The organism is Clavibacter capsici (assembly GCF_001280205.1).
Classification (GTDB): Bacteria; Actinomycetota; Actinomycetes; order Actinomycetales; family Microbacteriaceae; genus Clavibacter; species Clavibacter capsici.
Genome location: NZ_CP012573.1, coordinates 551,704 through 566,194, shown reverse-complemented (window position 1 = coordinate 566,194; position 14,491 = coordinate 551,704). Strand labels below are relative to the sequence as shown.

Below are 14,491 nucleotides of genomic sequence, written 5' to 3'. Positions count from 1 at the left end.
GGCCGCCCGGGCTCAGAGCTCCGGGTGGTCGTCCTCGAGCAGGTGGAAGCGGCGGTCGCGGTAGACGAGCGGCGGGGCGGGCTCACCCAGGATCACGTCGAGGACCTCGGCGACGACCAGCACGGATCCGCCGACCGGCACCGTCTGGATGGTGCGGCAGCGGAGCGCGGCGCGCGCGTCGGCGAGCAGCGGCTCCCCGGTCGGCAGCTCCTGGAAGCCCTGCTCCTCGGTGAAGCGCGGCGACCCGGAGACGGCGAACGCGCGGGCGAGCGCGGCGTGCTGCCCGGCGAGCAGGTGCACGAGGTAGGTGTCGGCCCCGAGGATCGCGCCGGCGGATCCGGTGGCGCGCGTCACCGAGAACGAGAGGGCGGGCGGGTCCGCCGACAGCGACGCGACGCTCGACGCGGTGAGGCCGGACGGGCCCTCGGCGGTGCGCGCCGTGATGAGCGCGACGCCCGCGGGGTGCCCGCGGAACGCGGCCTTGAAGAGGTCGGGGTCGGCGCTCACGCGTGGTCGCCCTGGGGCGGGAGCACGGCGATGACGGGGTGGTCCTTCGGCACGACGCCGATCTTCGTGGCGCCGCCGGGCGAGCCCAGGTCGGCGAAGAACTCGACGTTCGCCGTGTAGTAGTCCGACCACTTCTCGGGCAGGTCGTCCTCGTAGTAGATGGCCTCGACCGGGCAGACCGGCTCGCACGCACCGCAGTCCACGCACTCGTCGGGGTGGATGTAGAGGGAGCGCTCGCCCTCGTAGATGCAGTCGACGGGGCACTCGTCGATGCAGGCGCGGTCCTTCACGTCGACGCACGGGAGGGCGATCACGTAGGTCACAGGGCGTCCTCACGGGTGGGGGCCGTCGCGACGGCGGGGGCGGTGATGCGCATGGTGTCCACGTTAGAACCTCACGTACCCTTGAGGTCAATCGGGAGGAGCGGTCATGGCGGATGCGCAGGCGGCGCCGCGGCACGCGCCCGACGAGCTGCTCACGGTCGGCGAGATGACCAGGCGCACGGGAGTCGCCGCCTCCGCCCTCCGCTTCTACGAGGACCTCGGCCTCATCGCCGCCGAGCGCACCGCGGGCAACCAGCGCCGGTACGCGCGGCACATGCTGCGGCGGGTGTCGCTGATCACGGTGGCGAAGCGCCTCGGGATCCCGCTCGCCGACGTGCAGGCCACCTTCGACGACGTGCCGCTCGACCGCCCGCCGAGCCACGCCGACTGGCAGCGCGCCTCGCGCCGCTGGAAGCGCCTGCTCGAGGAGCGACGCCAGGGCATCGAGCGGCTGGAGCGCGAGCTCACGGGGTGCATCGGCTGCGGCTGCCTGTCGATGCGGGCGTGCGGCCTCCTCAACCCGGACGACGCGCTGGGCGACCGCGGGGCGGGGCCGCGGCGGGTGCAGATCGACTGACCCGGCCGGATCCGCCGCCCCCGCTCAGCGCCGCCTCCGCCGCACCGCGAACAGCACGGCCACCGCGGCGATCGGCCACGCGCCCACGATCAGCGGGTCCATCCACATGTGCTCCATGTCCGCCCGCCCGCGCCCGAAGCGCGACGAGATCGGGTGATGCCCGCCCTCGGTGAGGATGCCCGTCTCGGTGAGCGGGTCGTCCGGGTGCCGGGTGACGAGGGATCCGAGGTGCGCGCCCGCCGCGTCCACCCGGTCGCCGAGCATCAGCAGCAGCCAGTGCACGGAGCGGCCCTCGCTGAAGGTGGCGTAGGCGTAGCGGCGGATCGCGCCCGAGACGCCGTGCAGCGGCGCGACCGTGCCGAACACGGGCGGCAGCTCGGTGTGCTCGATGGAGCGCTCCCGGGGCACGAGCTCCGGCTGGTGCTCGGGCATGTCCCAGTGCGCGCCCGAGACGAGGTCGGTGCGCTCGCGCGGGAACGCGGGGCGGTCGGCGTGGTCGAGGTCGGCGCCCCAGCCGGGGATCCGGGCCCGGAGCGCGTCGGCGTCGATGGGACGGTGGTGGTCGCTCGCGCGGTACGGCATGGCCTGCTCCTACTCGTGGTCGAACGTGATGACGGTCTTGACGCAGTCGTCGAGCTTCGCGGAGAACACGTGGTACCCCTCCGCGATGTGCTCGAGCGGGATCCGGTGCGTGACGATGTCCCGCGGCGTGAGGTGCCCCGCCCGGATGTGCTCCATGAGCCGCGGCCACTGCCGCTTCACGGGCGCCTGGTTCATCCGCATCGTGATGCCCTTGTTCACGGCGTCGCCGAACTTGATCGCGGCGGGCACCGGCCCGTAGGCGCCCATGACGCTCACGGTGCCGCCCTTGCGCACGCCGTCGATCGCCCAGTTGAGCGCCACCGGGGATCCGCCCTGCACCTTGACCTTCGTGCCCGTGATCTGGTGCAGCGCGTGCCCGTCGGCCTCCGCGCCCACCGCGTCGATGACGACGTCGGCGCCGAGCCCGTCGGTCATCCGCTTGAGCTCCAGCACGGTGTCCTTCACGGCCGAGAAGTCGAGCGTCTCCGCGTGCGCGAAGGTCTCGGCCATCCGGAGCCGGTAGTCGAGCTGGTCGACGACGATGACGCGGCCGGCGCCCATGAACCACGCCGAGCGCGCGGCGTAGAGACCGACCGGTCCCGCGCCGAGCACGGCCACGGTGTCGCCCTCGACGATGTCGCCGAGCTGCGCGCCGAAGTAGCCGGTGCTGAGCGCGTCCGTCATGAGCAGCGCGTCCTCGTCGTGGATGTCCGCGGGGATCACCATCGGGCCCACGTCCGCGAACGGCACGCGCACGTACTCCGCCTGGCCGCCGTCGTAGCCGCCCGTGGTGTGCGAGTAGCCGTAGATGCCGCCGACCGCCGTGGCGTTCGGGTTCACGTTGTGGCAGTTCGAGTAGAGGCCGCGGGCGCAGAAGAAGCAGGATCCGCAGTAGATGTTGAACGGCACCATCACGCGGTCGCCCACGGACAGGCTCTCGACCGACGAGCCGACCTCGTGCACGACGCCGATGAACTCGTGGCCGAAGGTCGTGCCGACGCGCGTGTCCGGGAGGAGCCCGTGGTACAGGTGCAGGTCGGATCCGCAGATCGCCGCCCGGGTGACGCGGACGATCGCGTCGTTCGGGTGCTCGATGCGGGGGATGTCCTTCTCCTCCACGCGGATCCGGTAGGGCCCTCGGTAGACCATCGCTCGCATGTCGTTCCCCTCCGTCGGTGGGTCGAGCCGACTCCGCGGACGGGGCCGCGCCTACCCCCTTGACATGCGGGGCGCGAGCGGATCCGGCCGGCGTCAGGTCGGGCCGTCACCGCCCACGGCGACGTGGTGGTCGCGCTGGAGCTCCTCGGGGAGGCGCATCACGAGGCGCCACCTGTTGCCGTCCGGGTCGCGCTCGTAGGTGAAGTCGTCCATCAGCAGCTCGATCATCGCGACGCCGCGCCCGGACTCGGCCATCTCCTCGGGATCCGGCATCATCGCGCGGAACGGGACGCGGACCTCGGCGCCGCTGTCGCTGAGCACCGCCTCCAGCGCCGTCGCCGTGCGCTGGAGCGTGAGCTCGCACAGCAGCCGCTCGTTCCCCTCGGCGTGCTCGATGACGTTCCCGGCGAGCTCGACCAGGGCGGTCTCGAAGCGGATGCGCTCCGCGTCGCCCAGGTCGGCGTTCAGGCGCCAGAAGTCGTCGACCGACTCGTGCACCTCGTCCACGTCGTTCGGCGGCACCAGCAGCAGCACCGTCCGCTCCCACGCCGGACCGTGGATCGCCGGCCCGTCCCCCGCACCCTCGTCCCCCATGTCCACATCCTCACATCCGGGGCCCGGGGCCGCATCCGTCGGATTCAGGCCGGGACGGCGGACGACGCGGGTGCTCGGCCCCGGTCGAAGCGCATGCCGCAGGCGCGCGCGTCCGCGTCGGGCGCGACCTCGCCCGTGCGCGCGAAGTCGGCCCACACCCGTCGCACGGCCCGGCCGCGGGCGGCGACCTCCGGCCACGCCTCCGGGGGCACGAGCCGCATCCGCGTCCAGGCCTCGCGCGTGCCGAGGACCAGCGGGACGTCGGACGTGTGCCCGGCGCCGATGGGGCTCGACGCAGGCGCCTGCCGGAGGACGTAGCGCACGGCCCGGCCGCCCGCCCTCCGGTGCCGCGCGACGAACGCGGCGACGGGCCGCGCGTAGACGCGGCGCGTGGTGGGCCCCACCACCGCGCGCATCAGGAGCGCCCGCAGGGCCCGGCCGACGACGGGCACGCGCAGGAGCGGCGCGATGACCGGGAGCGCGGGCAGGTACATCGCGGTCTCGTCGCGCGTGGTGCCGATGAGGAGGTCGACGTCGGGCGCGACCTCCCGCCACGCGGCGTCGCGGTCGGCCTCGGCGGGGAGCGGCGCGTGACCGTAGCGCGGCCCCCACGGCAGGCCCGCGCGGATCCCCGACGCCCACGACGCGCGCTCGGCCCGCGCCTGCCGCCGCAGCACCCCGTCGAGCGGGGCGTCCGACGACAGAGACCGGGTCGCGCGCGCCATCGCCCGGAACATGCGCTCGCGCCCGCCCGTGATCCCCACCGGCGGGCTCTGCACGATCGCCCGGCGGAAGAGGTGGCGGGCGCCGTCGCTGATCATGAGGTGGAGGATCGCGTCGCCGCCGGCGGACTGGCCCATCGCGGTGACGGCGTCGGGGTCGCCGCCGAACGCCGCGATGGACTCGTGCATCCAGCGCAGCGCCTCGACCTGGTCGAGGAGGCCGAGGTTCGCGGGCGGGCCGTCGTGCGGGCGTCGCGGGCCGGATCCGCCGCCGCCGAAGCCGAGCAGGCCGAGCCGCGCGGTCACCGCCGCCACGATCACGCGCTGCTCGACGACGAGCGCCCGCGGATCGTGGATCGCGAGGTCGCCCGCGCCCGTCGTGTACCCGCCGCCGTGGAACCACGCGATGACGGGCAGCGTCTCGCCGGGCGCGAGGTCGGCGGGCAGCGTGATCGAGAGCCGCTGGCAGTCCTCGGACCGCGCGAGGCCGTCGAGGGCGCCCTGCATGAGCGTGTCGAGGATCCGCGACGACGGCTGCGGGCACGCGGGCGCCGGCGTCACGGCCGCCAGCACGACCGGCCGGCCGTCGGATCCGCGCGCGGGCACCGCGGGCACCGGCGGCTCGCCGCGCCCGGCCGTCGCGTAGGGGATTCCGAGGTACCGGATCACGTCGCCATCCCGCAGCCCTGTCACGGGCCCGGATCGCGTCGGGGTCGGGCCGGGGACGGTGGGTGCGGGCATCACGCCACGCTATCCGGCAGCCGAGGAAAATCCGGGCGGTTTCGGGGAACCGCTCCCGCGGGCGTAGCGTCGTAGGCGCACCGCATCCGAAGAGGGCGCGGCCGGATCGACCCGATCCCTCCCCTCCCCCACCGGTCAGCACAAGGAGAACCCATGCGCACCGTCAACGCCTACGCGGCCACGTCCGCCACCGACCCCATCACCAAGACCACCATCGAGCGCCGCGACGTCGGCCCGAAGGACGTCTCCATCGACATCGCCTACTCCGGCGTCTGCCACTCCGACATCCACACCGTCCGCGGCGAGTGGGGCCCCATCCAGTACCCGCAGGTCGTGGGCCACGAGATCGTCGGCCGCGTCACCGAGGTCGGCTCCGAGGTCTCCAAGCACAAGGTCGGCGACCTCGTCGGCGTCGGCTGCATGGTCAACTCCTGCAAGGAGTGCGAGCAGTGCAAGGCCGGCCAGGAGCAGTACTGCCTGAAGGGCAACATCCAGACCTACGGCGGCACCGACCCGGCCGACGGCACCATCACGCAGGGCGGCTACTCCGAGGCCGTCGTCGTCGACGAGGACTTCGTGCTCCGCGTCCCCGAGTCCCTCGACGTCGAGAAGGTCGCGCCGCTGCTCTGCGCCGGCATCACCACCTACTCGCCGCTGCGCCACTGGAACGCGGGCCCCGGCACGAAGGTCGCCGTGGTCGGCATGGGCGGCCTCGGCCACATGGCCGTGAAGATCGCCGCCGCCATGGGCGCCGACGTCACCGTGCTCTCGCAGACGCTCTCCAAGAAGGAGGACGGCCTCCGCTTCGGCGCCGAGGACTACTACGCCACCGCCGACGACGCGACGTTCACCGAGCTCGCGGGCTCGTTCGACCTGATCATCAACACCGTCTCCGCGAAGCTCGACATGTCGAAGTACATCGGCCTGCTCGCGATCGACGGCACGCTGGTCAACGTCGGCGCCCCGTCGGAGCCGCTCGAGATCCCCGCGTTCGCGCTCATCCCCGCGCGCCGCAGCTGGGCCGGCTCCATGATCGGCGGCATCGCCGAGACGCAGGAGATGCTGGACTTCTGCGCCGAGCACGGCATTCTGCCCGAGACCGAGCTCATCTCGGCCGAGCAGATCAACGAGGCCTACGAGCGCGTCCTCAAGTCCGACGTGCGCTACCGCTTCGTCATCGACGCGAAGACGTTCGCGTAGTCCGCACACCACGTGCACCGGGAAGGCCCCGCGGATCATCCGATCCGCGGGGCCTTCCCTCATCCGCGGCGCCGCGGCCCGCGACTCCGGGCCGGCCCGCGCGTACGGTGGGATGACCGGACCGACCGCCGCGGACGCTGCCCGGCGACCCGGTCCCGGGCCGCGAGCCACGGAGCCTCCGCCCGCCCCCGCACCGAAGGGCCCCCATGGACACCAGCCCCCGCTCCGTGCCCGTCCCGCCCCGCGCGGACGCCGCCTGGTGGCGCAGCGCCACGATCTACCAGGTGCTCCTGCGCAGCTTCGCCGACGGGGACGGCGACGGGATCGGCGACATCGCGGGCCTCCGCGCGCGCCTGCCGTACCTCGCCGCGCTCGGCGTCGACGCGATCTGGGTGAACCCCTGGTACCCGTCGCCCATGGTCGACGCCGGCTACGACGTGTCCGACTACCGCGACGTGGATCCGACGTCCGGCACGCTCGCCGAGGCGGAGGCCCTCATCGCCGAGGCCCACGACCTCGGCCTGCGCGTGCTGCTCGACATCGTCCCGAACCACACCTCCGACGCCCACCCCTGGTTCCGGCAGGCGCTCGCCGGGGATCCCGCCGCCCGCGCGCGCTACCTCTTCCGCGAGGGGAGGGGTGCCGACGGCGAGCTGCCGCCGAACGACTGGGAGAGCTGCTTCCGGGGCCCGGCGTGGACCCGCACCACGGATCCCGACGGCCGCCCCGGCGCCTGGTACCTGCACATGTTCGCCCCCGAGCAGCCCGACCTCGACTGGACGAGCCCGGAGGTGCGCGCGGAGTTCGTCGACGTGCTCCGCTTCTGGTTCGACCGCGGGGTCGACGGCTTCCGCGTCGACGTCGCGCACGGCCTCGCCAAGGCCGAGGGCCTGCCGGACGGGCTCGGCGCCGACCGGCGCACGGAGGCGCACCCCGGCTGGGACCAGGACGAGGTGCACGACGTCTACCGGGAGTGGCGCCGGGTCGCCGACTCCTACGATCCGCCGCGCGTCTTCGTCGCCGAGGCGTGGGTCGCGCGGCCCGAGCGGCTGCCGCTCTACCTGCGGCCCGACGAGCTGCACACCGCCTTCGAGTTCGAGCCGCTGCACGTGACCTTCCGGGCCGGGCCCTGGCGGCGGGTGATCGACGACGGGCTGGCGAAGGCCGCGCTGTCGGGGGCGCCGAGCGCGTGGGCGCTGACCAACCACGACGTCGTGCGCCAGGCGACCCGGTACGGCCGGGAGCAGCCGGAGGTCCGGGCGTCGAACGAGCAGCAGCGGGCGCGCTTCGGGGTCGACCCGGTGGATCACGCGCTCGGCCGCCGCCGCGCCCGCGCCGCCGTCACGCTGACGATGGCCCTGCCCGGCGTCGCCTACGTCTACTTCGGCGAGGAGCTGGGGCTGCACGAGGTGGAGGACCTGCCGGACGCGCGGCGGCGGGACCCGATCCACCACCGCTCCGGCGGCACCGACCCCGGGCGGGACGGCTCCCGGGTGCCGCTGCCCTGGTCGGGCACCGCCTTGCCCTACGGGTTCTCGGACCCGGCCGGCGACGGCGGCGCGGAGCCGTGGCTGCCGCAGCCGGGCTCCTGGGCGGAGCTGACCGTCGAGCGCCAGGAGGCGGATCCCGCGTCGACCCTGCGACACTACCGGCGGCTGCTCGCCGCCCGCCGCGCGCTCGTCGTGCCGACCGAGCCGCTGGTCTGGCTGGCGTCGCCGCCCGACGTGCTGGCGTTCCGCCGCGGCGCGCTCGAGTGCTGGGTGAACCTCGGCACGGGACCCGCGCCCCTGCCGCCGGGCCGGCGCGTGGCGCTCGCCTCCTCGGGCGAGGTCGCCGGTACCCTGCCGCCGGACGTCGCGGTCTGGCTGGTGCCCGCGGACGCGTGACCGCGTCGGGGATCGGGTCGGTGCGGCCCTCGGCCCGCTTCAGGCGCTTGTCGCCCTCTCCGCGTCGTCGCTCGTCGGGTCCTCCTCGCGGCGGCCGAGGAGCAGGGTGCCGCCGGCGCCCGTCACGGACGATGCCCGCCTCCCGCCGTCGCCGTGAGGCGGAGGTGCGGCCAGCTCTCGACGTCACGCAGCAGCTGCCGGTCGTGCGTGGAGAGGACGACGGCAGCCTCCGTGGCTCCCAGGGCGTCGGTGAGCTCGTCCACCAGCGCGATGGAGAGATGGTTCGTCGGCTCATCCAGCACCAGCACGTGCGGCCGCGCCGCGAGCACGAGCGCCAGGTCGAGGCGACGCTGCTGCCCCATCGACAGCTCGCCGACCCGCTTGCCCGCCTCCCGAGGCCGGAGGAGCCCGAGTCGCGAGAGCCCCACCGTCTCGGCGGAGTCGACCGCACCGCCTGCGACCAGCGCGTCGAGGTGTTCCCGGTAGACGTCGCTCGCGCGCCGATCCAGCGGGAGAGCCGTCTCCTGGCGGAGCAGGCCCAGCCGCACGCCGCGCGAGCGCCGGACGGTGCCGGCGTCCGGTTCGAGGTCACCGGCGAGGACGGCGAGGAGGGTCGACTTCCCGGCGCCGTTCGGTCCCGTCACCACGAGCCGTCCCCGATGCGACAGAGACAGCGAGGTCGCCTCGGACAGCCGGCCGTCGACGCTCACGCCGTCCGCCGTGAGCAGCGCCGCTCCGGTGCGCGTCGCGAGGTCCGGGAACCGGAACTCCTGCGGTGGTTCCGGCACGGTGACCGCGTGGGCCTCGAGCTGGTCCTGGCGACGGTGCACGCTCTGCACGAGGCCGCCCGCGCGGGTGGCGCGGCCGTGCTTGGCGCTGCCCTTCTCCGGCCGCCAGCCGGAGACGAGCCGGTCCTGCGCCGCGGTGAGGCTGTCCTGCAGGCGGGCGTGCTCGGCCTGCTGCCGGGCGTGCTCCTGCTCCCATCGCTCGCGCTCCGCCGCGCGCCCCTCGCGGTAGCCGGCGTAGCCACCGCCGTAGACGCGCGGGCGGTCGTCGGGCGTGGGGTCGAGGTCGAGGATCGACTCCGCCACGTCCGTCAGCAGAGCGCGGTCGTGGGTCACGATCACCACTCCGCCGCGACGCGTGCGCAGCCGCTCGGTGAGGAAATCGAGGCCGCTGCGGTCGAGGTGGTTCGTCGGCTCGTCCAGCAGCAGGAAGTCGTCATCGGCGCCGAGCAGGCACGCCAGTCGCACCCGGTAGCGCTGCCCGACCGACAGGTCGTCCAGACGCCGAGCCGGGTCCGACACGGCGTCGAGCGCGCCGAGCGCGACCTGCACCCGCCGCTCGGCGTCCCAGGCGTCGAGCGCTTCGGCTCGTTCGAGGGCGGTCGCGTACCGCTCGGCTGCGCTCCCGACGCCGGATGCGAGGTCGGCTGCGGCTGCGTCGAGAGCGGCCAGGGCAGCGAGGGGTGCGGCGATCGCGTCCGCGATCGCCTGCCCGACCGTGCTGTCGTCGCCCGTGGGCATCTCCTGCTCGGCGAGGCCGAGGATCCCGGTGCGATGCACGGAGCCCCCATCCGGCGCCAGGGTGCCGGCGAGGACGTGCAGCAGCGTCGACTTGCCGCGGCCGTTCTCCCCGACGATCGCGAGACGCGACAGGGGCGTGATCACGACGTCGACGTGATGGAGGACCGTCGACGCCCCGCGGATCACGGAGATGTCGGTGGCGGCGAGCTGGGCGCGCAGGCGCGCCGGAAGCGGGTGGGTGGAGGTGTGCATTCGGATCCTTCGATGCGACGCGCCGCGCGCGGAGGAGCGCGCCATGGGCGCAGGTGACGGCGACCCCACCAGGGGTCGAGGACGAGCGGCCGCCGCATGCTCGGAGGGACTCGACGATCGCGGTGGGCCTCACTCGGCCGTCACAGGAAGTGCAGATGCACGCCTCGACCCTAGGAGGGCGGGACACCGCGACGCAACCGGTGGGCAGAGCGGGCGAGCGCCGCCGTGTGCTCGGACCGGCGGTCGCAGCCGCCCCCGGACCCGGGTCCTCCCCGTCCGCGAGGACGGTGCGGAGCACGCCGGACCGCCGCGGCACGACGCAGGTCGTCGGAGCGAGACGAGACCGCGTCTCGCCGGGCCGGGGGTCGGCGAGAGCGACGACCGGATCGAGACCGGGAGTCGTTTCCTGCCGACCAGGCGCTCCCCGGGGTCCGCACCTAGGCTGTCGCCCATATGAGCGGAGCGGAGACGCCGGCGATGGCCGGGCGGGGGACGCGCGTCGTGCGCGGCGCCGTCACGGCCGCCTTCGCCATCCTCGTGTCGATGCTGTCGCACCTCGCCGGCGGCGGGCCCGTCCCGGGCGCGGTCGGCCTCGTCGTCGCGGCGGCGCTCGCCCTGCCGACGTGCGTGCTGCTCGCCGGCCGCACCGTCTCGACCGCGCGGCTCGCGGTGGCCGTCGTGTGCAGCCAGGCCGTGCTGCACCTCCTCTTCTCGGTGGGCGCGCCCACCTCGACGACCATACAGGTGGTCGGCGGGCACCACGGCATGGGCGGGCACCTCGTCAGCAGCGGCGCCGGCCACATGGGCGGCACCGGCGACATGGGCGGGATGCACCACGGATCCGCCATGTGGGTCGCGCACCTGCTCGCGGCCGTCCTCACGATCGTGGCGCTCCGCTCCGGCGAGCGCGCCTTCTGGGACCTCGTGGCCCTCGCGCGCACGAGCCTCCGGGCGCTGGTCCTCGTGGCGGCGCTCGACATCGTGCCGCGCGCCGAGGTCCGCCACCGCGTCGCGCGCGCCATCCGCGTGGGGATCCGCGACCTCGGCGTCTGCGTCGCCGCGCTGCCCGACCGCGGGCCGCCCGCCGCCGCCTGATCCGTCCGCCGGTCCGGCGCGCTCCCGCGCGCCCGGACGACGCACGACGCCCCACGGCGCCGTGCCCTCGCGCGTCCTCCGACGCGCGCCCCGACGCGCCCGCACCCTCCGCACCCCCGGCGCATCCGCACCGCTCGGATCGCCTCCCTCCGGAGAGCCGGCCGTCCCGCCGCGCCCCCTCTCGGCGCCCACCCAGGACACCTCCCATGCCCCCTCCCTCCGCCCTGCCCTCCGCCGATCCCGGCACCGACCGCGACCGCCCCGATCCCGACGACCCCGTCCTCGTGCCCCGCACGCTGACCGTCCCGCACGTCCGCGGGCGCGACACGCTGCTGTGGGCGTGCCTCCCGCTCGCCGTCGTCGTGACGCTGGCCGCCGCCTCCTTCACGGGCGCGACGACGCAGACCCTGCTGGTGGATCCCGGCGACGTCGTCACCTACGGCCTGCCCGTCGCGCGCGTGATCCACGACGCCGCCGCCTCCGTGACCATCGGTCTGCTCGTGGTCGCCGCCTTCGCGCTGCCCGGGCAGCGGAAGCAGCCCGGGCTGGCGAGCTTCGCGCAGTGGAAGGCCACCCGGTGGGCGTCGCGCGCGGCCGCCGTGTGGCTCGCCGCGAGCATCGCGGTGCTCGTCCTCTCCGGCGCCAACGTGATCGGCGTCCCGCTCACCTCCCCGACCTTCCGGAGCCAGTTCGGCTACTTCACGTTCCGGCTCGAGCTCGGCCAGACCCTCGTCGCCTCGGTGGTGTGCGTGGCCGTCGCGTTCGGCATCAGCGCGTGGACCCGGAGCGTCGCGGGCATCGGCGCGGCCGCGGCCGTCGCCCTCGCCTCGCTGCTCCCGCTCTCGCTGTCGGGCCACGCCGCGGGCACCTACGAGCACGCGAACGCGGTCGACAGCCTCGGGATCCACCTCGTCGGCGTCACCGTGTGGGCCGGCGGCCTGGTCGCGGTGATCCTCTGCCACAAGCTCGCGAAGGGCGCGCTGCCGGCGGTCGTCCGCCGCTACTCCACGCTCGCCGGCTGGGCGTTCGTGGCGGTCGCGCTGTCCGGCACCGTCAACGCGTCGCTCCGCATCGGCACGCCGCTCGACCTCGTCACCACCCCGTACGGGCTGCTGCTGCTCGTGAAGACGGCGTTCCTCGTCGGGCTCGGCGCCGCCGGGCTCGCGCACCGCCGCATCCTGATCCCCGCGCTCGTCCGCGACGCGAGCCGCCGGACCGCCTTCCTCCGGCTCGCGGTCGGCGAGGTGGTCGTGATGTCCGTCGCGATGGGCGTCTCGGTGGCGCTCTCGCGCAGCGCCCCGCCGGTGCCGCAGACCACGATCGCCGACGTCGACCCGCTCGCCTCGCTCGTGGGGTTCACCTTCCCCGACCCGGTCACGCCGCTGCGGATGCTCACGGCCTTCCACCCGGACGTCCTGTTCCTCGGCGTCGCGGCGGCGATGGCCGGCCTCTACCTCGTCGCGGTGCGGCGCCTCCGCCGGCGCGGCGACGCCTGGTCGGCCGCCCGGACCGTGCCGTGGCTGCTCGGCTGCGCGGTGCTCGTCTACGCGACCAGCGGCGGACCCGCGGTGTACGGGGCGGTGCACTTCAGCACCCACATGATCCAGCACATGCTGCTGATGATGTACGTCACGCCGCTGCTCGTGCTCGGCGCCCCCGTGCTCCTGCTGCTGCGCGCGCTGCCGGCCCGGAAGGACGGCAGCCGCGGCGTGCGCGAGTGGGTGCTCGCCGCGACGCACTCCCGGTACTCGCGCATCGTGACGAACCCGATCGTCGCCGCGATCGTCTTCGCCGGCAGCCTCGTGGCCTTCTACTACACGCCGTGGTTCGAGTGGTCGCTCGCCACCCACCAGGGCCACATGCTGATGACCGTCCACTTCCTCCTCAGCGGCTACCTCTTCTTCTTCGTGCTGATCGGGGTGGATCCGGGACCGAAGCGCCCGCCCTACCCGATCCGGCTGATGCTCCTGCTCGCCACGATGGCGTTCCACGCGTTCTTCGGCCTCGCGATCATGTCGGGCACGCAGGTCCTCGCGATCGACTGGTGGCACCAGCTCGGCATCGCGACGGACGCGCAGCTGCTCGCGGACCAGGCGGCGGGCGGCGGCATCGCGTGGGGCGCGGGCGAGCTGCCCGTCGTGCTCGTGGCGCTCATGGTCGTGCGCCAGTGGTCCACCTCCGAGCAGCGGGCGGCCACCCGCTACGACCGCGCGGCCGCGCGCGACGACGACGCCGAGCTCCGCGCCTACAACGCGCGGCTGTCCGCCCTCGACGAGCGCGCCGACGAGCGGCGGCCGACGCCGTGATGCCCCGCGTGCGCGACCGCGTCCCGACCTCCCCCCTCCGCATCGACCCCCACCACCACCCCGTCCGAACCGACGACAGGAGCACCGCACCATGAGCAAGAAGACCAGCGCCGACCGCGACCGCACCCGCGAGATCCGCGAGAAGGCCAACGCCCGGCGCCGCCTCGAGGAGGCGAAGCGGAAGCGCCGCCGCCTGCTGACCCAGCTCGGCGTCGCCGGCGCCGTCGTGATCCTCGTCGCCGGCATCTGGGGCGGCGCGAGCCTCCTCCGCGACCAGGCGTCCGCCGGCAGCGTGGCGCCCACCGCGGACGCCACCGTGCAGCTGGGGAGCGGCGGCGAGGCGCACGTCACCACCGAGCCCGACGCCGTGTCGGTCGGCGCCGCGGACGCGCCCGTGACGCTCGACGTCTACGAGGACTACTCCTGCCCGCACTGCCAGGAGTACGAGGGGGCGACCGGCCCGCTCCTCGACCGGGTCGCCGCATCCGGGCAGGTGCGCGTCGTCTATCACCCCATCCGGATCGTCACGAACTACGGCCGCGTCGCCGGCAGCACCGCCGCGTGCGTCCTCCAGCACGACCCGTCCGCCTGGCCCGGCGTGCACTCCGCCCTCTTCGCGAACCACTCCGCGGCGACGGACTCCTGGACAGGGAAGGACTTCTCCTCCTGGCTCGGCGGGCAGGGCGTCACCGACCCCGAGGCCCTCACCTGCACGGAGAAGGGCGCCTACGCCGGCTGGATCACCGCGAACACCGATGCCGCGGCCTCCGCGGGCGTCACCGGCACGCCGACCCTCATGATCGGCGGGCAGAAGACGACCACGGTCAGCGGTCAGCAGCTCGTCGACGCGCTCACGGCGGCCGGGGCCGCGCTGCCCGCGGGGATCGCGGAGGGGTGAGGGGCCGCGGCCCGTCCGACCTCGGGCGGGCCGCGGACGCCCGTCTCCTCGCGGCGAGGTCGGCGACCAGCAGCTCGGGGACAAGGTCGGGCTCGTCGTCGGGATCCACGCGACCATGCGCGCA

At 74.6% G+C, this 14,491-nt stretch carries 13 protein-coding genes; 6 read left to right on the top strand and 7 right to left on the bottom strand.

The annotated features are described in order from the left end of the window. Nucleotides 1-12 precede the first annotated feature (12 nt). Nucleotides 13-507, bottom strand: coding sequence for a flavin reductase family protein (locus tag AES38_RS02875; protein WP_053773700.1), 495 nt, complete (start codon nucleotides 505-507; stop codon nucleotides 13-15). Beyond that, nucleotides 504-830: a ferredoxin gene (gene fdxA / locus AES38_RS02870; RefSeq protein ID WP_043671918.1), complete on the bottom strand. Its 327-nt coding sequence runs from the start codon at nucleotides 828-830 to the stop codon at nucleotides 504-506. The genes AES38_RS02875 and fdxA overlap by 4 nt, the downstream gene beginning before the upstream one ends. A gap of 106 nt (nucleotides 831-936) precedes the next feature. Between fdxA and soxR the strand changes: the two genes are divergently transcribed. Beyond that, complete coding sequence (gene soxR / locus AES38_RS02865) at nucleotides 937-1,407, top strand: redox-sensitive transcriptional activator SoxR (protein ID WP_053773699.1); 471 nt, start codon at nucleotides 937-939, stop codon at nucleotides 1,405-1,407. Between the two features lie 24 nt (nucleotides 1,408-1,431). Here soxR and AES38_RS02860 read toward each other — a convergent pair whose 3' ends face one another. The 4 genes from AES38_RS02860 to AES38_RS02845 form a co-directional block, all read right to left on the bottom strand. Further along, complete coding sequence (locus AES38_RS02860; protein WP_053773698.1) at nucleotides 1,432-1,989, bottom strand: hypothetical protein; 558 nt, start codon at nucleotides 1,987-1,989, stop codon at nucleotides 1,432-1,434. Nucleotides 1,990-1,998: 9 nt separating this feature from the next. After that, nucleotides 1,999-3,147, bottom strand: coding sequence for a zinc-dependent alcohol dehydrogenase (locus tag AES38_RS02855; RefSeq protein WP_053773697.1), 1,149 nt, complete (start codon nucleotides 3,145-3,147; stop codon nucleotides 1,999-2,001). 93 nt (nucleotides 3,148-3,240) lie between these two features. Next, entirely contained in the window at nucleotides 3,241-3,741 is a 501-nt protein-coding gene (locus tag AES38_RS02850; RefSeq protein WP_053773696.1) for an ATP-binding protein, read from the bottom strand. 44 nt (nucleotides 3,742-3,785) lie between these two features. Beyond that, nucleotides 3,786-5,204 carry a carboxylesterase family protein gene (locus tag AES38_RS02845; RefSeq protein ID WP_053775635.1) on the bottom strand — a complete coding sequence of 473 codons (1,419 nt, stop codon included), beginning with the start codon at nucleotides 5,202-5,204 and terminating at the stop codon, nucleotides 3,786-3,788. Between the two features lie 153 nt (nucleotides 5,205-5,357). On the opposite strand from AES38_RS02845, the gene AES38_RS02840 reads away from it, so the two are divergent. Further along, nucleotides 5,358-6,404 carry an NAD(P)-dependent alcohol dehydrogenase gene (locus tag AES38_RS02840; protein ID WP_053773695.1) on the top strand — a complete coding sequence of 349 codons (1,047 nt, stop codon included), beginning with the start codon at nucleotides 5,358-5,360 and terminating at the stop codon, nucleotides 6,402-6,404. 206 nt (nucleotides 6,405-6,610) lie between these two features. Further along, the gene (locus tag AES38_RS02835) at nucleotides 6,611-8,290 is read left to right on the top strand and encodes a glycoside hydrolase family 13 protein (protein ID WP_053773694.1); all 1,680 of its coding nucleotides are present in this window, start codon (nucleotides 6,611-6,613) and stop codon (nucleotides 8,288-8,290) included. 122 nt (nucleotides 8,291-8,412) lie between these two features. On the opposite strand, the gene AES38_RS02830 is transcribed toward AES38_RS02835, so the two are convergent. Next, nucleotides 8,413-10,068: an ABC-F family ATP-binding cassette domain-containing protein gene (locus AES38_RS02830; protein WP_053773693.1), complete on the bottom strand. Its 1,656-nt coding sequence runs from the start codon at nucleotides 10,066-10,068 to the stop codon at nucleotides 8,413-8,415. A gap of 453 nt (nucleotides 10,069-10,521) precedes the next feature. Between AES38_RS02830 and AES38_RS02825 the strand changes: the two genes are divergently transcribed. From AES38_RS02825 to AES38_RS02815, 3 genes are all read left to right on the top strand, one after another. Beyond that, nucleotides 10,522-11,163, top strand: coding sequence for a hypothetical protein (locus AES38_RS02825; protein WP_053773692.1), 642 nt, complete (start codon nucleotides 10,522-10,524; stop codon nucleotides 11,161-11,163). A 206-nt stretch (nucleotides 11,164-11,369) separates the two neighbouring features. Further along, the gene (locus tag AES38_RS02820) at nucleotides 11,370-13,469 is read left to right on the top strand and encodes a bifunctional copper resistance protein CopD/cytochrome c oxidase assembly protein (RefSeq protein ID WP_053773691.1); all 2,100 of its coding nucleotides are present in this window, start codon (nucleotides 11,370-11,372) and stop codon (nucleotides 13,467-13,469) included. Nucleotides 13,470-13,560: 91 nt separating this feature from the next. Then, nucleotides 13,561-14,367, top strand: a complete 807-nt coding sequence (locus AES38_RS02815) for a DsbA family protein (protein ID WP_053773690.1) — start codon at nucleotides 13,561-13,563, stop codon at nucleotides 14,365-14,367. Nucleotides 14,368-14,491: the final 124 nt, after the last annotated feature.